Raw genomic sequence first — 24,029 nt, 5'->3', positions numbered from 1 at the left:
TTTTTTATAGACTTTTCTTTTTGAAAACTGCCAGTCCACTTATATTAAAGATTACAATAACAGCTAAGGTAACTATAAGTGTATAGAAAATGGATTCACTATTAGCAGTCATAGCATAGAAAAACTGCAACGATAAATATGGCAAAATTTTGATATTTGGAAAAATGAGCATTGGCATAGAAAGTAAGATAGAGCTGACCAAATAGCCAATAAATACTGCAAGATAAGAATGACTAACATAGAGAATAAAGGAAACAATGGAAAGCCAAGCAAGGAGGCAAAGGAATTGAAGGAAAATGGTTATCAGTAGATTGCCAATAAAGCCATCAGGCATCGTTCCCAATCCATTTAAGATAGTTGCTGGAATAAAGGCAATCACAAGACTGATGACAACTTGCAAAAGTGCAATACAAGCCAGTACAAAGGCTTTGGCAAGGAAAAACTCTGTACGAGAAATCCCTACTGTCAAACTATTTTTATAGAGCTTTCCGATTAAATCAACTCCGAGAACGAGGCAAGTTAGAATAATACAGAGAAAAACGAGGTTTGAACCTTGACTAGATGCGTTAATCAGGGCTTGTACACCGTCCCAACCATGGGTTGGAATTTCTGGCTCTTCTGTCTGGATTGCCATCAGATGGCCAGTAGCTCCAATACTTGCGCCCATTAGCATGAGAGAAAAGAGAATGAACTCTGTAATCCAAAAACCTTTGGAACGGAAAAGACGGTAAAAGTCTGCTTGAATGGTATGTATCATGATGTTTCTCCTATTCGACCAATTGAGTGAAGTATTCTTCTAGATTTTGACGAGCGTAGTAAATCTCGTCAATAGCGACATCTGCCAAGGTTAATTCCTTAAGAATCTGTTTGACATCTTGTTCCTGACCAAAGATGTGGATTTCGTTTTCAGGATTGACAACCTTGAACTGGAGCTGGATTTGTTCTTTCAATACTTGGCAAGCTTTCTCTTGGTCAGCTGTTTTAAGCACAATATAATCCTCACTTAGTGTTTCAAATTCAGCTTTGCTGATTTCACGGATAATCTTGCCTTGATCTAAAATACCAAAGCGATTAGCAACGAGGTAGAGTTCTGACAAGATATGGCTTGAGATGAGAATGGTGATTCCTTTTTCTTGATTGAGCCGTTGAATCATCAGACGAAATTCTTTGATACCAATTGGGTCAAGTCCATTGATAGGTTCATCTAAAATCAGGAAGTCTGGTTTGGAAAGAAGGGCAATAGCGATGCCAAGTCTTTGCTTCATTCCAAGAGAGAAATCACGAAAGACTTTTTTACCTGTATCGGACAAACCTACATAGTCCAGTGTTTCTCGAATGACTTGATCAGCATTTGGAATATGACGAATCATACAGTAATATTTCAGATTTTGATAGGCTGTTAAGTGATTATGAGCTACAGGTGATTCGATCACTGAACCTACTCGAGATAGAGACTTGCTCCACTCATTTTCCGTTTTGCTGGAGAAGAGGGAAACAGTTCCTTTATCCACAAAGAGTAGTTGCGTAATGATTTTTATTAAGGTAGTCTTCCCAGCTCCATTCTTTCCTATAAGTCCATAAATATCTCCCTCTCTTATCGTTAGATGAAGATCCTGAAGAATAGCTTGTTTGGTAAAGTTTTTAGACAATCCATGAATATCAAGTACTGTTTTCATGATTCTCTCCTTTTGATTTATTTTGATAACTTTAGTATAAAGCATAGAAATCAAAGAAAGCTCAAGGATTTCTAAAGAGTTTCTAAAGTTTTAGGAATTCTTAAATATCAAAACCCAGTTGACACGAACTGGGCTTCTTAATTATAAAATATACTTCTCAATCGCACGCGCAACGCCGTCTTCTTCATTGCTTACTGTAACATCATCAGCTAGGGATTTGACATAATCGCTGGCATTTCCCATTGCAATCCCAAGTCCTGCAAACTGGAGCATTTCGATATCGTTATTAGCATCGCCCATGGCCATAATTTCTGACGGCTCAATCTTCAAAATTTCAGCTAGTCGAGAAAGAGCAGTAGCCTTTGTCGTTCCAAGTGGCATGGCTTCATAAATAACAGGCTGTGAACGAACTCCACTGAATCGTTGACAGAGTTCTGTAGCAAAACGTTGCTCAAAATCGTCTGTTTGACTCTCAGTTCCTAAAAACATTCCTTGGAACATGCGATACTTGCCACTGGTGGCTTCCTCAAGAGAAATTTCAGTCAGGTCTGAAAAGACTAGCTTGGCATCATTTTGAACGATTTCATTGGGCTTGCCACCGAGGACAAAATAATGTTCCTCATCAAAAAGAGTCAACTGAACATCACTCTTTTCAGCTAGGTCATAGAGGTATTCGATGTCAGCTGGACTAAGTTCTTGCCAATCAACTAGACTCCAGTCACTGGTCTGGTGAGTTGAACAACCGTTGTTAACAATAACATATTCGTTCTGGAGGTCAAGCCCCAGTTTTTGATAGTAGGGGAGGACACCGAAAAGTGGGCGACCTGTACAGAGAACTAGTTTGACACCTTTTTCGATAGCTTGGTGAATAGCAGTAATGTGAGCTTGTGGAATTTCCTTGGCTTCATTGAGGAGGGTTCCGTCCATATCCAAGGCTAGTAGTTTAATCATAAGACTTCCTTCTTTATCTTTTGGTATTATTATAGCATATAGACTATAAAATGTCTGACAGAATTGTAACATTCGACTTTCCTTTTCTTGAAAAACAAAATAAATTCTTATATAATATGTACACTTACTATTTAAGGAGAAAAAATGTCAAAGTATCACTTTAATTCAATTTACAAAAATGATGAAACAGAATCTACAGGCCTTCTTTTCATCAAAGTCTACAACAAGTGGGAAAGCAACTTAAAAAGAGTTTTGAAATCGCTTGGCCTCACTTTGCCCCAATTTATCGTTTTAACCTCGCTCTTGTTCCTGAGCAATAAAGAGGAATATGTAACGCAAGTTGATATTGCTCGGTTCACCGGTATGGATGTTATGACGGTTTCCCAGATTGTTAGACTATTAGAGAAGAAAGACTACATTAAACGTGATCAACATCCAAAGGATAGTCGGGCAAAACTGGTCTCAGTGACGAAGTCTGGCGCAGAGAAGGTCAATCATGCTTTACCCTTAGTAGAGGGGATTGATGAAGAATTTTTTGAAAAACTTTCTAACGATAGAGAAGGTTTTAATCGCATGTTAGTAGAGTTGGAGGATAAAAATGCCTAGATATTGGGTCGGAGTTGTTTCGAAGAACCATGTTTTAAGAGGAGTTGAAGGGAATTTTTGCCAGGTCTGTCATGGAAAAGGTGGCCCCTTAAATCGTATGAAAAAAGGTGACTACCTTTTATACTATAGTCCAAAATACGATATGAACGGTCAAGACAAGTTACAGGCTTTTGTGGCTGTAGGTAAAATTATTGATGTCAAAGCCTATCAAGTAGAGCAGTTTGAAGGATTCTTTCCCTTTAGACGAAATGTTGAGTATTATCAACCTGTCAAAGATTGCTCCATAGAAATAGCCAGACAACATCCTGAATGGAAAGACTATACTTCTCGACTTCGTTATGGACATTTTGAAGTTTCCAAAGACTTTTTCCTCTATATCTTTCAGCATATGAAAGTGGATGATGAAACATGATTGATTTGCTAATTAAATGATTGTCAACTAGAATTTTGGATTTGGTCTGTGAAGCGAACTTTGCTATAATAGAGTAAGAAACTTTGATAAACCAAACGAGGCTGAGATGAAATTACTTTATACTGATATTCGGACTTCTTTGACAGAAATCCTAACCAGAGAGGCAGGAGAGCTAGTTGCTGCTGGCAAGCGGGTCTTCTACATTGCCCCCAACTCTCTTTCTTTTGAAAAGGAACGCGCCGTGCTGGAATGCTTGTCCCAGCAGGCTTCTTTTGCGATTACCGTCACGCGCTTTGCTCAAATGGCTCGTTATCTGGTCTTGAATGACTTGCCTGCTAAGACCAGTCTTGATGACATCGGTCTTGGGATGGCTTTTTATAAGTGCCTTGCTGAACTTGATCCCAAGGAATTACGTGTTTATGGTGCGATTAAGCAAGATCCTCAGTTTATCCAGCAGTTGATTGAGCTTTATCACGAGATGACGACTGCTCAGATGAGTTTTTTGGACTTGGAAAGTTTGACAGATGAAGACAAGCGAGCAGATTTACTCTTGATTTTTGAGAAAGTAACCGCCTATCTCAATCAAGGCCAGTTAGCTCAGGGAAGTCAGTTGTCGCACTTGATTGAGGCTATTGAGAATGACAAGGTAAGTAGTGATTTTACTCAAATTGCCTTGATTATTGACGGCTTCACCCGTTTTTCTGCCGAGGAAGAGCGAATTGTGGACTTACTTCATGGCAAGGGTGTTGAAATTGTCATTGGGGCCTATGCTAGTAAGAAAGCTTATACCAGTCCATTCGCTGAAGGCAATCTCTACCAAGCCAGTGTGGAGTTTCTCCATCATCTAGCCTCTAAATACCAAACACCTGCACAAGACCTTTCTCAATCTCATGAGAAGATGGATAGTTTTGACAAGGCCTCTCGTTTGCTGGAGTCTTCTTATGACTTTTCAGAACTCGCTTTGGATGTCGATGAGAAGGACCGTGAAAACCTGCAAATCTGGTCTTGTTTGACACAAAAGGAAGAGTTGGAGTTGGTAGCGCGTAGTATTCGTCAGAAATTGCATGCCAATCCAGACCTGAGCTACAAGCATTTTCGTATTCTCTTGGGTGATGTTGCTTCTTACCAGCTATCGCTGAAAACCATTTTTGACCAGTATCAGATTCCTTTTTATCTTGGTAGAAGCGAAGCTATGGCGCATCATCCCTTGACACAGTTTGTCGAGTCTATATTGGCTTTGAAACGCTATCGTTTCCGCCAGGAAGATTTGATAAACCTCCTCAGAACAGGTCTGTATACCGACCTTAGTCAGGCTGATATTGATGCTTTTGAGCAATATATACGCTATCTTGGTATCAATGGCTTGACAGCCTTTCAGCAAACCTTCACCAAATCCCACCATGGAAAATTTGATTTAGGGCGTTTAAATACTCTTCGTTTGCGTATTTTATCCCCTCTTGAAACCCTATTTGCCAGTCGAAAACAAAAGGCTGAAAATCTCTTGCAAAAGTGGAAGGTCTTTCTAAAAGAAGGTGCAGTAACGAAGCAACTGCAAGATTTGACAGCCACTATGGAAGTCCTAGAACAGGAAAGACAAGCCGAAGTTTGGAAGGCTTTCTGTCACGTTTTAGAACAATTTGCGACTGTTTTTGCTGGTTCACAGGTTAGTCTAGAGGACTTCCTAGCCTTGCTCCATTCTGGAATGAGCCTATCTCAGTACCGTACCATTCCTGCGACAGTGGACACCGTTCTGGTGCAGAGTTATGATTTGATTGCACCACTTACTGCTGACTTTGTCTATGCCATTGGGCTGACTCAGGATCATTTGCCAAAAATTGCGCAAAACACTAGTCTTTTGACTGATGAAGAAAGACAAAACTTAAACCAAGCGACCGAAGAAGGCGTTCAATTACTGATTGCCAGCAGTGAAAACCTCAAGAAAAATCGCTACACTATGCTTTCCTTGGTTAATTCTACTCGTAAGCAATTGGTCTTGTCGGCTCCAAGCCTTTTTAATGAAAGTGAAAGTAAGGAATCTGCCTATCTTCAAGAGCTGGTCCATTTTGGATTTAGGCGGAAAGAGAAGAGAATGAATCACAAGAGGCTGTCTAAGGAAGATATGGGCTCATATCACAGTCTTTTGTCCAGTCTGATTGCCTATCACCAGCAGGGCGAGATGAGTGAGACTGAGCAAGATTTGACATTTATTAAGGTTCTGGCGCGTGTGATGGGTAAAAAACTAGACCAGCAAGGTTTGGAAAATCCAGCCCTCCCAACCAGTCCAAGCAGTAAGCAGTTGGCTAAAGACACCTTACAAGCACTCTATCCTACTGATCAGGAGTTTTACCTGTCAACCTCTGGTTTGACGGAGTTTTACCGTAACCAATACAGTTATTTCCTCCGTTATGTTCTAGGATTGCAGGAGGAATTACGCCTACGTCCTGATGCCCGTAGTCACGGGAATTTCTTGCACCGCATTTTTGAACGTGCCTTGCAGTTGCCTGACGAAGATTCCTTTGACCAACGTCTGGAGCAAGCTATCCAAGAAACCAGTCAAGAACGCGAATTTGAAGCAATTTATCAGGAAAGTTTGGAAGCCCAGTTTACCAAGGAAGTTCTACTTGATGTGGCGCGGACGACTGGCCACATTCTCCGTCACAATCCAGCCATCGAAACAATCAAAGAAGAGGCGAATTTTGGTAGAAAAGAGCAGGCCTTTATTCAATTGGATAATGGTCGCAGTGTCCATGTGCGAGGCAAGGTTGACCGCATTGACCGTTTGAAAGCTGATGGAGCGATAGGAGTAGTAGATTACAAGTCGAGTCTAACTCAGTTCCAGTTTCCTCATTTCTTTAATGGGCTCAATTCCCAACTACCAACCTATCTAGCTGCCCTAAAAATAGAAGGAGAGCAGAACTTTTTTGGTGCCATGTACTTGGAAATGGCTGAACCAGTCCAATCCCTCATGGCTGTTAAAAGTCTGGCAGGAGCAGTAGTAGAAGCCAGCAAATCTATGAAATACCAAGGCCTCTTTTTAGAAAAAGAAAGCAGGCATTTGGGCGAATTTTATAACAAAAGCAAGGCCAACCAGTTGACAGATGAGGAATTCCAGCTCCTACTGGACTACAATGCCCATCTTTACAAGAAAGCAGCTGAGAAGATTTTAGCAGGCCAGTTCGCCATCAATCCTTATACCGAAAATGGCAGAAGTATTGCTCCATACGTCCAGCAACACCAAGCCATCACAGGATTTGAAGCCAATTACCATTTGGGTCAAGCCCGTTTCCTAGAGAAGTTAGACTTGGCTGACAGCAAGCGTCTGGTCGGAGAAAAGCTCAAGCAAGCTTGGTTTGAAAAAATAAGAGAGGAGTTGAATCGATGAAGCCCATTCCCTTTTTAACTGAGGAGGAAATTCAAAAACTGCAAGAAGCAGAAGCAAATTCGAGCAAGGAACAGAAGAAAACTGCCGAGCAAATTGAAGCCATCTACACTTCTGGTCAGAATATTTTGGTTTCAGCATCTGCTGGTTCTGGGAAGACCTTTGTCATGGCGGAGCGTATTCTGGACCAATTGGTGCGTGGTGTCGAAATTTCTCAACTCTTTATCTCAACCTTTACTGTCAAGGCTGCCACAGAGCTTAAGGAACGTTTGGAAAAGAAAATCAGCCAACAAATCCAAGAAAGTGATGATGTCGAGCTCAAACAACACTTAGGACGTCAGTTGGCAGACCTACCCAATGCTGCCATCGGAACCATGGATTCCTTCACACAAAAATTCCTTGGTAAACATGGCTATCTGATTGATATTGCGCCTAATTTCCGTATTTTACAAAACCAGAGCGAGCAACTCCTTCTAAAAAACGAAGTATTCCATGAGGTCTTTGAAGCGCATTACCAAGGTAAACAGCAAGAGACCTTTAGTCATTTGCTGAAAAATTTTGCTGGGCGTGGCAAGGATGAACGTGGTCTGCGCCAGCAGGTCTATAAAATCTATGACTTTCTCCAATCCACCAGCAATCCTCAAAAGTGGCTGAGTGAATCTTTCCTCAAAGGCTTTGAAAAGGCTGATTTTACCAGTGAAAAAGAAAAACTGACTGAGCAAATCCAGCAAGCCCTTTGGGATTTGGAAAGTTTCTTCCGTTATCATCTGGATAATGATGCCAAGGAGTTTCCAAAGGCCGCTTATCTAGAGAATGTTCAGTTGATTTTAGATGAAATTGGCTCCCTAAATCAGGAATCCGATAGTCAGGCTTATCAGGCAGTGCTTGCGCGTGTTGTCGCCATTTCGAAAGAAAAAAACGGTCGGGCTCTGACGAATGCCAGTCGTAAGGCTGATTTGAAGCCCCTGGCGGATGCCTACAACGAAGAAAGAAAGGTCCAGTTTGCTAAACTAGGACAACTGTCAGACCAGGTAACCATTCTCGACTATCAAGAACGTTATCATCAAGACACCTGGGAACTAGCTAAGACCTTCCAAACTTTCATGAGTCATTTTGTGGAGGCTTATCGTCAGCGTAAACGTCAGGAAAATGCCTTTGAATTCGCTGATATCAGCCATTACACTATTGAGATTTTAGAGAATTTCCCGCAAGTTCGTGAGGCTTATCAGGAGCGCTTCCACGAAGTCATGGTCGATGAGTATCAGGATACCAACCACATTCAAGAACGGATGTTGGAATTGCTGTCTAATGGTCACAATCGCTTTATGGTGGGGGATATCAAGCAGTCTATCTACCGTTTCCGTCAGGCAGATCCCCAGATTTTCAATGAAAAGTTCCAACGCTATGCGCAAAATCCTAAAGAGGGCAAGCTGATTTTGCTCAAGGAAAATTTCCGTAGCAGTTCAGAAGTGCTGTCAGCAACTAATGATGTTTTTGCACGCCTTATGGACCAAGAGGTCGGCGAAATCAACTATGATAACATGCACCAGCTTGTTTTTGCCAATACCAAACTGACTCCTAATCCAGACAACAAGGCAGAATTTCTCCTCTACGACAAGGACGACTCTGGTGAGGAAGAAGAGAGCCAAGCAGATACTAAATTAACAGGTGAAATGCGCCTAGTTATCAGGGAAATCCTTAAACTCCATCAGGAAAAAGGTGTTGCCTTTAAAGAAATTGCCCTTTTGACTTCCAGCCGCAGTCGTAATGATCAGATTCTCCTCGCCTTGTCTGAGTACGGGATACCTGTCAAAACCGACGGCGAGCAAAACAATTATCTCCAATCTCTAGAAGTACAAGTCATGCTGGATACACTTCGTGTCATTCACAATCCCCTGCAAGACTATGCCTTGGTTGCTCTTATGAAGTCTCCAATGTTTGGATTTGATGAGGACGAGTTAGCACGTTTGTCCCTTCAGAAAGCAGAAGATAAAGTTCAAGAGAATCTTTATGAGAAACTGGTCAATACTCAAAAACAAGCAACAAGCCAGAAAAACTTGATTCACACAGCTCTAGCTGAAAAACTAAATCAATTCATGGATATCTTGGATTCTTGGCGCTTGTATGCCAAAACCCACTCCCTCTATGACTTGATTTGGAAGATTTACAACGATCGTTTTTACTACGATTATGTTGGAGCTTTACCAAATAGCCCTGCTAGACAGGCCAATCTCTATGCCCTAGCTCTGCGGGCTGATCAATTTGAAAAGAGCAATTTCAAGGGCTTGTCTCGTTTTATCCGTATGATTGACCAAGTTTTAGAAGCCCAGCACGATCTTGCGAGCGTGGCTGTCGCACCGCCAAAAGACGCGGTAGAGCTCATGACTATTCACAAGAGTAAAGGGTTGGAGTTCCCTTACGTCTTTATCCTCAATATGGATCAGGATTTTAACAAGCAAGACAGCATGTCAGAAGTCATTCTCAGCCGAAAAAATGGACTAGGTGTTAAGTATATTGCCAAAATGGAAACAGGAGCAGTAGAAGCTCACTATCCGAAAACCATCAAACTCTCCATTCCTAGCCTGACCTATAGGCAGAATGAAGAGGAATTACAGCTGGCAAGCTATTCAGAGCAGATGCGTCTCCTTTATGTTGCCATGACACGGGCTGAGAAAAAGCTCTATCTTGTCGGCAAGGGTTCTCGCGAAAAGCTGGAAGCCAAGGAATACCCAGCAGCTAAAAATGGAAAACTAAATAGCAACACTAGACTGCAAGCCAAGAATTTCCAAGATTGGATTTGGGCTATCAGTAAAGTATTTGCCAAGGATAATCTCAGCTTTAGCTATCGTTTTGTTGGTGAAGAGCAGCTGACTAGAGAAGCTATCGGTCAGTTGGAAACCAAGAGTCCTCTCCAAGATAGCTCCCAAGCAGACAATCGTCAGTCAGAAACCATTAAAGAAGCTCTTGAAATGCTGAAAGAAGTGGAAGTTTATAATACTCTTCGCCGTGCAGCCATTGAACTTCCTAGTGTTCAAACCCCAAGTCAAATCAAGAAATTCTACGAACCAGTTATGGATATGGAAGGTGTCGAGATTGCAGGTCAAGGCCAGTCAGTAGACAAGAAGATCAGCTTTTCTTTGCCAGATTTTTCAAGCAAAGAAAAGGTAACTGGAGCTGAAATTGGTAGTGCTACCCACGAACTCATGCAGAGAATTGACCTCAGTCAGCGACCAACCCTTGCTAGCCTAACAGAAACTCTCAAACAAGTTCAAGCCAGCCCAGCTGTTAGGGACAAGATTAATCTTGCTAAAATTCTATCTTTCTTTGACACAGCGCTCGGTCAGGAAATTCTTGCTAATACCAACCATCTCTATCGCGAGCAACCTTTCTCCATGCTCAAACGAGACCCAAAGAGTCAGGAAGATTTCGTTGTCCGTGGTATCCTTGATGGCTATCTGCTTTACGAAGACAAAGTCGTTCTATTCGATTACAAAACAGACCGCTATGATGAGCCAAGTCAACTCATAGACCGCTATCGTGGTCAATTAGCCCTATACGGAGAAGCCTTATCACGAGCCTATTCGATTGAAAATATTGAGAAATATTTGATTTTACTCGGTAAAGACGAGGTTCAAGTTGTAAAAGTATAAATTTAGAAAGGAGACCTCATGACACTTCCAGTTAGAAAATCCCTGCACGATGCGGTTTTACAGGCTTCAAAAGCCGATACTTGGGAACAAGCTACCAAGGAATGGAATGAAGTTTCCTTGATTTTTAATGGTATCGGCCGTAGCAATTGTGTCTGTGGAAATGCCATCAAATACGCCTACGAACTCTTTAATGGTATCACAGGCCAACGCCTCTTTCCGATTGGTAGCGACTGTGTTCGTCATTTTCATCGATTGTCCCTTGACCAGCAACTGGAAGAGGAAGAAAAACTGCTCAGAAAGGTTGAAAATCTGACCAGAAAAGCCCAGAAAAAGGAAAAAATCAAAGTTAACAAAAGTGACTTTGACGAGCGTCTTCTAAAGTGGCTCTGGGAAAAAGGTGTTTTTAAACCCAATCGTGGAAATCAGTTCTCACCTGAGAAAGACTATCGGCTTTTCCTAGAAGTCTTTCAAGGAGGAAGTTGGACCAAGGCAGAGCCCAAGAAGAAGGCTCGTATGGAAGAAGTCCTTGAAAAGTATATCAAACCCTTTTTACTTGGAAAACCAGATGACCAACTCTACCTTGTTAAGCTAGGTAAGGAGAAAATTGACTACGAACAAGAACTCCGTATCCAAGCAGAGAAAGAGCGCAAGAAGAGGGATAAAATCGCCAAGCAATATGCAGACAATCTGGTTCTAGCTATGGGCCCAGCAGAGCGTGCCTATCAAGATTACTTTGGCTTTACAGAGACACTGACTCAAGAAGAACGCAAGTGGGAGAAAATTCTTTTTGGGAAAAATAGAACAGAACGGGCTATCAAGGCCAAACAATACCAAAAAGAGCTGGAAAAAGACCAACGAATTGAAGCTCAGGATCCAATTGAAAGAAAGCAGAAGCAAACCCTGCTCCTTCGTATTTTATATATAAAACAAAGTATGAAAACGTAACGCAATTTTAAGACTTTTTAGACAATTAAGAGTATAATCAAGGTGTATTGCCTTTTTTATATATAATAGACTAATATAATAAAGGTCTTTGTAACATATATAAATTTTATTTCAAGGAGGAATAATGGAAAAGTATTATGGTGAAAAACAAGAGCGTTTTTCATTTAGAAAATTATCAGTAGGACTTGTATCTGCAACGATTTCAAGTTTATTTTTTATGTCTGTATTAGGTAGTTCATTTGTAGAGGCTCAAGAGACTAAAGGAGTTCACTATAAATATGTGACAGATTCAGAGCTATCATCAGAAGAAAAGAATCAGCTCGTTTATGATATTCCGACATACGTGGAGAATGATGATGAGACTTATTATCTTGTTTATAAATTAAATTCCCAAAATCAACTGGGAGACTTACCAAATACTGGAAGTAAGAATGATATGCAAACCCTAGTTGCGGGTGCTAGCTTAGCTGCTCTGGGAATTTTAATTTTTGCCGTTTCTAAGAAAAAGGTCAAGAATAAAACGGTATTACATTTAGTATTGGTTGCAGGAATAGGAAATGGTGTCTTAGTTTCAGCTCATGCTTTAGAAAATAATCTTTTGCTGAATTACAATACGGACTATGAATTGACCTCTGGAGAAAAATTACCTCTTCCTAAAGAGATTTCAGGTTATACATATATCGGATATATCAAAGAGGAAAACATAACTTCTGAGTCTAAAGTAAATAATCAAGAAAAATCAGCAGCCACTCCTACAAAACAACAAAAGGTGGATTATAATGTTACACCGAATTTTGTAGAGAATCCTTCAACAGTACAAACTATTCAGGAACAAACACCTGTTTCTTCAACTAAGCCGACAGAAGTTCAAGTAGTTGAAAAACCTCTTTCTACAGAATTAACGAATCTAAGAAAAGAAGAGAAACAATCTTCAGATTCTCAAGCACAGTTGGCAGAACATAAGAATCCAGAAGCGAAGAAAGAGGAGAAGATTTCTCCAAAAGAAAAGACTGGCGTAAATACACTAAGTCCACAGGATGAAGTTCTATCAGGTCAGTTGCATAAACCTGAACTCTTATATCGTGACGAAACTATAGAAACAAAAATAGATTTTCAAGAAAAAGTTCAGGAGAATTCTGATTTAGCTGAAGGAACTGTAAGAGTAAAACAAGAAGGTAAATTAGGTAAGAAAGTTGAAGTCATCAGAATATTCTCTGTAAACAAGGAAGAAGTTTCGCGAGAAATTGTTTCAACTTCAACGACTGCACCTGTTACAAGAATAGTCGAAAAAGGTACTAAAAAAACTCAAGTTATAAAGGAACAACCTGAGACTGTCACAGAACATAAGGATCTACAAGCTGGAGCTATTGTTAAACCCGCAGTCCAACCTGAGTTACCAGAGGCTGTAGTAAGTGATAAAGGAGAACCTGAAGTTCAGCCTGAATTGTCAGCAGCAGTAGTGACAGACAAAGGCGAACCAGAAGTTCATGAAAAACCAGAATATACAGGTGTACAAGCCGGAGCTATTGTTGAACCTGAAAAAGTTGAACCTCAATACGGTGGAGTTACTTCTGGAGCAATAGTGGAACCAGAGAAAGTAGAGCCACCGAAGGAATATACAGGCGTACAGGCTGGCGCTGTAGTTGAACCGGAACAAGTAGCCCCACTTCCAGAATATACAGGCGTGCAAGCCGGAGCAGTCGTTGAACCGGAACAAGTAGAACCACTACCTGAATACACAGGTCCACAGGCCAGAGCAATAGTCGAACCAGAGAAAGTAGAAGTACTGCCAGAATATACAGGAGTACAAGCTGGGGCGATAGTCGAACCAGAAAAAGTAGAACCGCCAAAAGAGTACACAGGTGTGCAAGCCGGAGCGATAGTCGAGCCAGAAAAAGTAGAAGCACCGAAAGAATATACAGGAGTACAAGCTGGAGCGTTAGTAGAACCAGAAAAAGTAGAACCGCCTAGTGAGTTTTCTGGAAGTATTAAACAACCAAGTACAGAAGAGACTAAACCAAATAATGAAAATACTAATACATCAGAAGAAATGAGTATTCAGAAAAAATCTAGTGCATTAATTAATATGAATTTTGTTACTAATTCAAATACTCAGCCAGCAGTAGGTTCAGCCACTTTTATTGCACCAAATGTACTTTTAACAGTAGCTCATAATTTCATTAATAATTCTTCTGATAATACTACAGGTAAGTTCATAGGGGATGAAACCAAAAATACATATGAATGGGTGACTCCTGATGGACAAAAAGGAACATTTACTGCTAAGGATATTCATTTTTATAATCAAAAAGATTATCCAAAAGGATTTATCTATGATCTAGCAGTGATTAAATTACCACAATCTTTAGAAAGAAAACATGTAAATCTAGTAGAAAATTATTCGAAAGTAAATGTTCATGACAAACTAAATGTTCATGGATATCCAGCTGGGAAGTATACTCACTTAAAAGACACTACCGTTGAGATGGAACAAAAATACGCTAATAATACTTATGGGGTCCAATACCAAGGTGGAAAAGCTGGTATGAGCGGTGGAGGAATCTTTAACTCTAAAGGAGAGGTCATTGGTATACACCAAAATGGAGCTGAGAATCGTTCAGGAGGATTAATTTTATCTCCAACACAATTAGCTTGGATTAGAAGTATTATAAACGGTAAAGAAATTACACCTAAATATGATGCTCTTGAACGTCATAAAGATGAGAAAAAAGATGACACTAAAGAAGAGAAAGAAATTGTTAAAAAATTAGAACTTAGAAATATTTCTTCTGTTGAACTATATTCGAAAGAAGGAGATAAGTATCGTCATGTAACTTCACTTTCAAGTGTGCCAAACATCTCTTCAAATTACTTTATGAAAGTTAAGTCAGAGAATTTTAAGGATGTAATGCTTCCAGTTGAAAGTATTACTAATGATAATAAAGATAATAGAGAAGTCTATAAAATAGTGGCTCGCGTAAATAATTTGATACAACATGAAAATGATAGAGTATTAGATAATTATACATACTACCTACCTAAGACGGTAAGTAGTGAAAATGGTGTTTATACATCATTTAAAAATCTTGTAGATGATATGAATAGTAACCCACATGGTACATTTCGTCTAGGGGCGACTATGGATGCTCGTGAAGTAGAACTTTTGGAAGGTCAAGAAAGTTATATTAATCACGAATTTAGTGGTACATTAATAGGTTCAAACAAGGATAAGAACTATGCTGTATATAACCTGAAAAAACCGTTATTTAACGTTTTAAATCATGCTAATATTCGAGATCTTTCAATAAAAGAAGCAAATGTTTCTTCTAAAGAAGATGCTGCTACAATAGCGAAAGAAGCGAAAAATGGTACTAACATTACTAATGTTCACTCATCTGGTGTAATTGCTGGTGAACGTGGCATTGGTGGTTTAGTTTCACAAGTTACAGATTCTAAAATCTTGAATAGTAGTTATACTGGTAGAATAACTAATACTTATGACACAAAGGCTACTTATCAAATAGGTGGTTTAGTTGGTAAACTTTCAGGAGCTAGAGCTTCAATTGATAGATCAGTTTCGTCTATTGATATGGCGACAAATGCTAATCAAGGAGACCAAATTGTTGGTGGTATAGCGGGAGTTGTTGATGATAGAGCGACAATCAGTAATAGCTATGTTGAAGGTAATGTTAATAATGTGAAACATTTTGGTAAAGTTGGTGGAGTCGTTGGTAATCTTTGGGATAATTCAGGAGAAGTTGAAAATTCAGGTCGACTATCTGATGTGCTAAGTGATGTTAATGTTACTAATGGGAACGCTATAGTTGGTTATGATTTTAATGGTATTAAAGCATTTAAGACATATAGTAATAAAAATAATAAAGTAGTAAATGTAGTTCAAGTGGACGATGAACTTGTAACTAAAGATTCAGATGTACAAAGAGGTACGATATTAGAATCTGACAAAGTGAATGCTAAAAAAGTTGAGTTAGTTTCTAAACAAAGTACTAAAGTAGAAGACTTCAATTTCTCTTCTAGATATGTAACTGACTATAGAAATCTTGAAAATGCCGATTCATCAAAAGAACAAGTTTATAAAAATATTGAAAAATTATTACCATTCTATAATAGAGAAACAATAGTTAAGTACGGGAATTTAGTAGAGACTAGTAGTAATCTTTACAAAAAAGAATTATTATCAGTAGTTCCTATGAAAGATAAAGAAATAATTAGTGATGTTAACGGAAGTAAATCAAGTATAAATAAACTATTACTATATTACACGGACAATACATCAGAAACGATAAATATACAATATCAAAGTGATTTTTCAAATGTAGCAGAGTATAGTTTGAATGGTACAAAATTAATTTACACACCAAATACATTACTTCGAAATTATAAAAATATTTTAGATGAAGTATTACCAGAATTAAATAAAGTAGAATATAAATCAGATGCAATTAGAAAAGTATTAGATATTTCTAAAGGTATTAGTTTAACAGAGTTATATCTAGATGAACAATTCGACAAAACAAAAGCAAACATTGAAGATAGTTTATCAAAACTTCTTTCTGCTGACGCGGCAATAGCTGAAAATAGTAATTCAATAATTGATAATTATGTAATAGAAAAAATTAAGAATAATAAAGAAGCGTTACTTCTAGGTTTAACTTATCTAGAACGTTGGTATAATTTTAAATATGATAATGCAAGTGCTAAAGATTTAGTTATGTATCACTTGGATTTCTTCGGTAAATCAAATAGTTCAGCCTTAGATAATGTTATTGAACTAGGTAAGTCTGGCTTTAACAATTTATTAGCGAAAAATAATGTAATTACTTATAATGTATTATTAGCGAAAAATTATGGAACTGAAAGTTTATTTAAAGCATTAGAAGGATATAGAAAAGTATTTTTACCAAAAACTTCTAACAACGAGTGGTTTAAAAAACAAACAAAAGCTTATATAGTAGAAGAAAAATCTACGATTAAAGAGGTAAGTGATAAACAATCAATAGCAGGTAGTCCATATTCTATTGGTGTATATGATAGATTAACTAGCCCATCATGGAAATATCAAAGTATGGTGTTGCCGTTATTAACACTACCTGAAAAATCTGTGTTTATGATAGCGAATATCTCTACTATTGGATTTGGTGCATATGATAGATATAGAAGTAAAGAATATCCTAAGGGAGAAAAATTAAATAAATTTGTTGAAGAGAATGCACAAGCAGCGGCTAAACGATTTAGAGACCATTATGATTATTGGTATAAAATTCTAGATAATGAAAATAAAGAAAAATTATTTAGAAGTATCCCAGTATATGATGCATTTAGATTTGGAAATGATGAAGATAATAAGTTACAAGAAGCTAACTTTGAAACTAATCATCCAGCAATAAAACATTTCTTTGGTCCAGCAGGTAATAATGTAGTTCACAATGCTAATGGTGCATATGCAACAGGGGACGCATTCTACTATATGGCTTATCGTATGCTTGATAAATCTGGTGCGGTAACATATACGCATGAAATGACGCATAACTCAGATAGAGAAATTTATCTTGGTGGCTATGGTCGAAGAAGTGGCTTGGGACCAGAGTTCTTCGCAAAAGGCTTATTGCAAGCACCAGACCATCCAAATGACGCAACCATCACCATCAACTCGATCTTGAAACATTTAAAATCGGATAGCAAAGAAGGAGAACGATTACAAATACTCGATCCAACTACGAGATTTAATAGTGCAGATGATTTGAAGCAATATGTCCACAATATGTTTGATGTTGTCTATATGTTGGAATATCTTGAAGGACAATCAATCATTCAACATTTATCTAATTCAGAGAAAATGACTGCACTGAGAAAAATTGAGAATGTATTCGTCAAGGATCCAGATGGAAATAACGTATATGCAACAAATGTTGTCAGAGATCTAACAGTAGAAGAAGCTAAAAAACTACGTTCATTCAATGATTTGATTGATAATAATATTATTTCGTCTAGGGAATATGCGTCAAAAACATACGAAAGAAATGGCTATTTTACTATAAAACTATTTGCGCCGATTTATGCAGCATTAAGTAATGATGACGGAACGCCAGGTGATCTAATGGGACGTCGTATGGCATATGAACTATTAGCTGCTAAAGGCTTTAAAGATGGTATGGTACCATATATTTCAAATCAATTTGAACCCGATGCTAGGGAAAATAATAAAACGATTAGCTCATATGGTAAAACAAAAGGGTTAGTGACAGATAAATTGGTACTTCAGAAATTATTTAATGGACAATACCACACTTGGAGTGATTTTAAAAAAGCTATGTATACAGAGCGTCAAACTAAGTTCAATAAATTGAACAAAGTTACCTTTAATGATACAACACAGCCATGGACTTCCTTTGCAAGAAAAACTACTAGTAGGATAGAGGATTTACAGAGTTTAATGGATATTGCTGTCCGTCAGGATGCAGAAGGAACTCATTGGGATAACTATAATCCAGAGACTGACAGTGCGGTTCATAAGTTGAAGAGAGCGATTTTTAAAGCTTATCTTGACCAAACCGATGATTTTAGAAGTTCAATTTTTGATAATAAAAAATAGTATTTACTATTAGGAAATAAAAAGCAAATGTAGAGGATTAGAATTGTCATTATTAAAAAAAGATAAATTTTCCATTCGGAAAATAAAAGGTATTGTTGGTTCAGTATTTCTTGGGAGTCTTTTATTTGCACCCTCAGTTGTGAGGGCATCCACATATCACTACTTGGATTATGCTAATTTGACGCAAAATGAACGTGCTCACCTGAAATCAGGTACTCCTGATGAATCAAAAGAGTCATATGCCTTGATTTATGAAAAAGACGCATTACCAAACACAGGAAGTTCTCAATCTATTATGACTGTATTTGGTTTATTGACCATCGCTAGTATTGTTGTAGTTATTACAAAAGATAAGAGAAATAAAAAAATAGCTACATTTTTGATTGTAGGGGCGACAGGTTTAGTTACACTATCAACTGCTTCAGCACTTAATTTGAATACTAACATTCATGAGTCTGGTCGTGATGGTGTGTTGCAAATTTCTGGTTACAGATATGTTGGTTACCTGGAGCTTGATGATAGAACTGTTTTGTCGGTTTCTCCGGCATCAACTGTTTCGCCAGTTGAGCAACCCAAAGTTGTGACAGAGAAAGGCGAATCTAAGGTTCAACCAGCATTACCGGAAGCGGTTGTAACCGAAAAAGGGAAACCAGAAGTTCAACCAGCATTACCTGAAGCGGTTGTGACTGATAAAGGGGAACCAGAAGTTCAACCAACATTACCTGAAGCGGTTGTGACTGATAAAGGAAAACCGGAAGTTCAACCAGCATTACCAGAAGCGGTTGTGACTGATAAAGGCAAACCAGAAGTTCAACCAACATTACCAGAAGCTGTTGTGACTGATAAAGGGGAACCAGAAGTTCAACCAGCATTACCTGAAGCGGTTGTGACTGATAAAGGGAAACCAGAAGTTCAGCCAGCGTTACCAGAAGCTGTTGTGACTAATAAAGGGAAACCAGAAATTCAGCCAGCGTTACCAGAAGCTGTTGTGACTGATAAAGGGGAACCGGAAGTTCATGAGAAACAAGAATATACAGCTCCAATTGACGGTAATCTTGTTGAACCAGAAGTTCATGAAAAACCAGCATACACGGAACCTGTAAGCACCACAGGAGTAGATGAAAACGGAAACTTGATTGAGCCACCTGTTATTGACATTCCAGAGTATACTGAACCAATATCTACAGTTTCAGAAGTTGCACCAGAAAGAGAAGAGTTGCCTTCTTTACACACTGACATTCGTACAGAGACTATTCCTAAAACGACTATAGAAGAATCTGATTCTACCAAATTTATAGGCGATGATTCTGTTAAACAAGTTGGTGAGGATGGCGAACGTCAAATTGTTACTAGCTATGAAGAGTTACATGGCAAAAAAATCAGTGAACCAGTTGAAACCGTAACTGTGTTAAAAGAAATGAAGCCTAAAATTCTTGTAAAAGGTACAAAAGAAAAGCCTAAAGAAAAAACAGCTCCCGTTTTGACTTTGGAACGAACAGATACAAATGTATTAGACCGCTCCGCAAATCTTTCTTATCATTTAGTTAATGCAGATGGAGTCAAGATCAATAAAATTACTGCGACAATTAAAGATGGAAATGAAATTGTCAAAACAGTAGATTTAACTTCAGAGCAATTAAATAAGCAGGTAGAAGATTTAAAATTCTACAAGGACTATAAGATAGAAACCACTATGACCTATGACCGTGGTAAGGGAGAAGAGACTGCAACATTAGAAGAGAAGCCACTTCGCTTGGATTTGAAAAAAATTGAGTTGAAAAACATTGCCTCAACAAATCTTGTAAAAGTTGAAGAAGATGGAACAGAAACATTGAACGACTTCCTGACTGAGACACCAACAGAGACTGAAAAATACTATCTCAAAGTGACTTCTCGGGATAACAAAGTGACTCGTTTAGCAGTTGATAAAATCGAAGAGATTAATCAGGCTGGCCAAGTTCTCTACAAAGTAACCGCAAGAGCTGTTGACCTTATTCAGCATACTGACCCAAGTAAGATACGAAATGAGTACGTTTATTACATGGAAAAACCACGACCAAAGGTTGGAAATGTATATTACAACTTCAAAGAACTCATTGAAGATATGCAGAAAAAACCTGATGGTGAGTTTAAACTTGGGGCTGACTTAAATGCAACTAACACACCAACCCCGAACAAATCATATGTGACGAATGTGTTCAAAGGAAAATTATTGAGTGATGGAAGTAATCACTTCACTATCCATAATCTAGCACGGCCATTATTTGCAAGAGCTGAAAATGCTCACATCCATGACATTAATCTGGGTAATGTAAACATAAACATGCCTTGGGCTGACCGAACAGCACCACTCGGTGAAAACTTTAAGAATTCAACAATAGAAAATATCAAAGTGACTGGCCAAGTTGTTGGTAACAATGATGTGACGGGTATGGTGAACAAACTTGACGAATCCATCATGCGCAATGTTGCTTTCATTGGTAAAATCGAAAGTGTGGGTAACAAAGGTTGGTGGTCTGGTGGACTTGTCAGCGAAAGTTGGCGAAGTAATGTTGATAGCTCTTATGTAGATGCAAATATTAAGGCAAACAACGCCAAATTCGGTGGACTGATTGCGAAAATCGACCACGGTGTAAACCCTATGGATGTAAAACAAAAAGGTCACTTGACTAAATCCGTTGTTAAAGGATCCATGACTCTCAAAACAAATAACCAAAGCGGTGGACTCATTCACGATAACTACAATTGGGGATGGGTTGAAAACAACATCAGCATGATGAAAGTAAACAATGGTGAAATCATGTACGGTTCCGGTTCAGTGGATTCGGGCGACCCAGACTTTGGATTCCATTACTTCAAGAACAATGTATATGTGAAAGATGTTGCGTCAGGCAATGTTTCATATGAACGTTCAAAACAAATTCAGGGTGTAGATCAAGCTGAAGCTGATAAACGTATCGCAACCTTCAATATCACTGCTGATAAGTATGAAATCACAGATCCTCTTGTGAATAGACTTAACAACCTAACAACTCGTGATAATGAGTATAAAACAACTCAAGATTATGACGCAACGCGTGAGCAGGCATACCACAACATTGAGAAACTACAACCCTTCTACAATAAAGAATGGATTGTAAACCAAGGTAACAGATTGGCTACAAGTTCAAACCTAATGACTAAAGAGGTGTTATCTGTAACAGGTATGAAGAATGGTCAGTTTGTGACGGACTTATCAGATATTGATAAGATTATGGTTCACTATGCGGATGGCACTAAAGAAGAAATGGTAGTTACCGCTAAAGCTGATTCTAAAGTAGCTCAAGTAAAAGAGTATGATGTAGCAGGTCAAAACATTGTCTATACACCAAATATGGTTGTTAAAAATCGAGACAAACTGATTGCAGATGTGAAAGAAAGACTTTCAAGTGTTGACCTAATTTCAGCTGAAGTACGCGCGTTAATGGATATACGTAAGAAGGCAGGAGAAAATACAGATGCTCGTAAAGATGGATATATTCGTAATCTATACTTAGAAGAAAGTTTTGCCGAAGTGAAGCAAAATCTAGATAAGTTAGTCAAATCCTTGATCGAAAATGAAGACCATCAATTGAACGGTGATGATGCCGCGATGAAATCGCTACTCAAGAAAGTAGAAGATAACAAAGCTAAAATCATGATGGGTCTAACTTATCTTAATCGTTACTATGATATCAAATATGGTGATTTGAGTATCAAGGATATGATGATGTTCAAACCTGATTTTTATGGTAAAACACCAAGTGTCATCGACCGTTTGATTCAAATTGGGTCAAGAGAGCATTTCTTGAAAGGTGATCGTACACAAGATGCCTACAAAGAAGTGATTGCTGGTGCAACTGGTAAAGGTGATTTACGTAGCTTCTTAGACTATAACATGCGTTTGTTTACAGAAGATAAAGATTTGAATGACTGGTTTATTCATTCTGCGAAAAACGTTTATGTAGTAGAACCTGAAACAAGCACGGAAGCCTTTAAAGATAAGCGACATCGTGTATTTGACGGTTTAAACAATGACGTTCACGGTCGTATGATTTTACCATTGCTCAACTTGAAGAAAGCCCATATCTTTATGATTTCAACCTATAACACGATGGCTTATAGCTCATTTGAGAAATATGGTAAGAACACTGAAGAAGAACGTAAGGAATTGAAGAAACGTATTGATGAAGTCGCTAAAGCGCAACAAACTTACTTAGATTTCTGGTCTCGTTTAGCTCTTCCAAGTGTTCGTAACAAACTTTTGAAGAGCGAATATATGGTGCCAACACCTGTTTGGGATAATCAATCTTATGCAGGAATTAAAGATGCAAATCGTCAAGGTTATGGAAAAGGTGGAGCCGTGGTATCTCCTATTCGTGAACTATTCGGCCCGACTGACCGTTGGCATCAAGTTAATGGAGCTATGGGAGCGATGGCAAAAATCTACGAAAAACCGTGGAAAGATGAGCAAGTATACTTCATGGTAACCAATATGCTTGACCAGTTTGGTATTTCTGCCTTCACACATGAAACCACACACATTAATGACCGTGTAGCTTACTTTGGAGGACATAACCATCGTCAAGGTACGGATTTGGAAGCCTTTGCTCAAGGTATGTTACAAACTCCTGATAAGTCAACAACAAATGGTGAGTATGGTGCATTAGGTATTAACATGGCCTACCATCGACCAAATGATGGAAACCAGTGGTATAATCCAGACCCTGACAAACTTCAAACACGCGATCAAATCGACCACTACATGAAGAACTACAATGAAGCTATGATGATGCTTGATTATGCAGAAGCTGAAGCTGTGCTTCCTAAGGTTAAAGGTGACAATAGTAAGTGGTTCAAGAAAATTGACCGCGAAACACGTCGACCTATGGATAGAAATAAACTAGGTGCTCCTCACCAATGGGACAAAGTGCGTGACTTGACAGACGCTGAGAAAGCAACCAAGCTGGAAACCATCGATGACTTGGTAAATAATAATTTCATGACCATTCACGGAAATCCAGGCAATAAAGTCTTCCACCCAGAGGACTTTGGTACAGCCTATGTCAATGTTAATATGATGGCGGGTATTTACGGTGGTAATACGAGTCCAGGTGCCCCCGGTTCTCTATCCTTCAAACATAATGCTTTCCGTATGTGGGGTTACTTTGGCTATGAAAATGGATTTATCGGATATGTATCTAGTAAATACCAAGGTGAAGCGGATAAACAAAACCAGGGTAGATTGGGTGATGATTTCATTATCAAAAAAGTTTCAAACAACCAATTCTTAAACCTTGAAGATTGGAAGAAACATTGGTATCATGATGTGAAAGCCAGAGCTGAAAAAGGATTCACAGAGATTACAATTGATGGACAAACCATTCACAATTATAACGAATTGAAAGCCTTATTCGACAAAGCTGTCACAGAAGACCTCAAGAAAGATGGAAACTACTCAAATACTGAGAATTTGAAATCCAAAGTATTCAAAGCACTTCTTAAAAACACAGACGGTTTCTTTAATCAACTGTTTAAAAAAGACATTTAAATGTTTAAAATATAAAGGAGGCAGTTTTTTGCTCCCTATGAAAAGTCATCATTTGATGGCTTTTTTCTATACAGGGAGCTTAAAAGGCTATCATCAGACAAAATAGAGAAGGCATGATATAATATAAGGTAGATTTCTATGTAATTAAACAAGAACTGTTTGGACATCATTCATTTTAAAACTTTCTATGTTCAAACGATAATAAAATAAAAAAGGGGCTCTAAACCC

General features: G+C 38.5%; 9 protein-coding genes and 1 pseudogene. 7 read left to right on the top strand and 3 right to left on the bottom strand.

Annotated features, from left to right (window positions below; translation table 11 throughout):
- Nucleotides 1–4 precede the first annotated feature (4 nt).
- From O3599_RS00435 to O3599_RS00425, 3 genes are all read right to left on the bottom strand, one after another.
- The gene (locus tag O3599_RS00435; protein ID WP_371511687.1) at nt 5–757 is read right to left on the bottom strand and encodes an ABC transporter permease; all 753 of its coding nucleotides are present in this window, start codon (nt 755–757) and stop codon (nt 5–7) included.
- A gap of 10 nt (nt 758–767) precedes the next feature.
- On the bottom strand, nt 768–1,676 hold the full coding sequence (locus O3599_RS00430) for an ATP-binding cassette domain-containing protein (protein ID WP_261250867.1): 909 nt from the start codon (nt 1,674–1,676) through the stop codon (nt 768–770).
- A 141-nt stretch (nt 1,677–1,817) separates the two neighbouring features.
- Nucleotides 1,818–2,627 carry a Cof-type HAD-IIB family hydrolase gene (locus tag O3599_RS00425; protein ID WP_371511684.1) on the bottom strand — a complete coding sequence of 270 codons (810 nt, stop codon included), beginning with the start codon at nt 2,625–2,627 and terminating at the stop codon, nt 1,818–1,820.
- A gap of 144 nt (nt 2,628–2,771) precedes the next feature.
- Between O3599_RS00425 and O3599_RS00420 the strand changes: the two genes are divergently transcribed.
- From O3599_RS00420 to O3599_RS00390, 7 genes and pseudogenes are all read left to right on the top strand, one after another.
- Nucleotides 2,772–3,233 (top strand): MarR family winged helix-turn-helix transcriptional regulator, encoded by a 462-nt coding sequence (locus O3599_RS00420; RefSeq protein ID WP_078238456.1) that lies wholly within the window; start codon nt 2,772–2,774, stop codon nt 3,231–3,233.
- Nucleotides 3,226–3,645, top strand: coding sequence for an EVE domain-containing protein (locus O3599_RS00415; protein WP_020900817.1), 420 nt, complete (start codon nt 3,226–3,228; stop codon nt 3,643–3,645). The genes O3599_RS00420 and O3599_RS00415 overlap by 8 nt, the downstream gene beginning before the upstream one ends.
- A 106-nt stretch (nt 3,646–3,751) precedes the next feature.
- Complete coding sequence (gene rexB / locus O3599_RS00410) at nt 3,752–7,027, top strand: ATP-dependent nuclease subunit B (protein ID WP_371511682.1); 3,276 nt, start codon at nt 3,752–3,754, stop codon at nt 7,025–7,027.
- Nucleotides 7,024–10,674 carry a helicase-exonuclease AddAB subunit AddA gene (addA, locus tag O3599_RS00405; protein WP_261047748.1) on the top strand — a complete coding sequence of 1,217 codons (3,651 nt, stop codon included), beginning with the start codon at nt 7,024–7,026 and terminating at the stop codon, nt 10,672–10,674. Before rexB ends, addA begins: the two co-directional genes overlap by 4 nt.
- Nucleotides 10,675–10,692: 18 nt before the next feature.
- Nucleotides 10,693–11,583: pseudogene (locus tag O3599_RS00400) on the top strand (hypothetical protein); the annotation flags it as partial.
- 160 nt (nt 11,584–11,743) lie between these two features.
- Nucleotides 11,744–18,232, top strand: a complete 6,489-nt coding sequence (zmpA, locus tag O3599_RS00395) for a zinc metalloprotease A (protein WP_371511679.1) — start codon at nt 11,744–11,746, stop codon at nt 18,230–18,232.
- Between the two features lie 43 nt (nt 18,233–18,275).
- Nucleotides 18,276–23,801 (top strand): SIALI-17 repeat-containing surface protein, encoded by a 5,526-nt coding sequence (locus O3599_RS00390; protein ID WP_247939187.1) that lies wholly within the window; start codon nt 18,276–18,278, stop codon nt 23,799–23,801.
- Nucleotides 23,802–24,029: the final 228 nt, after the last annotated feature.

Source organism: Streptococcus sp. 27098_8_103 (genome assembly GCF_041432345.1).
GTDB classification, from domain to species: Bacteria; Bacillota; Bacilli; order Lactobacillales; family Streptococcaceae; genus Streptococcus; species Streptococcus mitis_BV.
This window is presented reverse-complemented; position numbering and strand designations above follow the sequence as displayed.

Bases quoted from the DNA above. Each gene is read 5' to 3' on its own strand.
- O3599_RS00435 (WP_371511687.1), bottom strand. From the start codon at position 757: ATGATACATACCATTCAAGCAGACTTTTACCGTCTTTTCCGTTCCAAA.
- O3599_RS00430 (WP_261250867.1), bottom strand. From the start codon at position 1,676: ATGAAAACAGTACTTGATATTCATGGATTGTCTAAAAACTTTACCAAA.
- O3599_RS00425 (WP_371511684.1), bottom strand. From the start codon at position 2,627: ATGATTAAACTACTAGCCTTGGATATGGACGGAACCCTCCTCAATGAA.
- O3599_RS00420 (WP_078238456.1), top strand. From the start codon at position 2,772: ATGTCAAAGTATCACTTTAATTCAATTTACAAAAATGATGAAACAGAA.
- O3599_RS00415 (WP_020900817.1), top strand. From the start codon at position 3,226: ATGCCTAGATATTGGGTCGGAGTTGTTTCGAAGAACCATGTTTTAAGA.
- rexB (WP_371511682.1), top strand. From the start codon at position 3,752: ATGAAATTACTTTATACTGATATTCGGACTTCTTTGACAGAAATCCTA.
- addA (WP_261047748.1), top strand. From the start codon at position 7,024: ATGAAGCCCATTCCCTTTTTAACTGAGGAGGAAATTCAAAAACTGCAA.
- zmpA (WP_371511679.1), top strand. From the start codon at position 11,744: ATGGAAAAGTATTATGGTGAAAAACAAGAGCGTTTTTCATTTAGAAAA.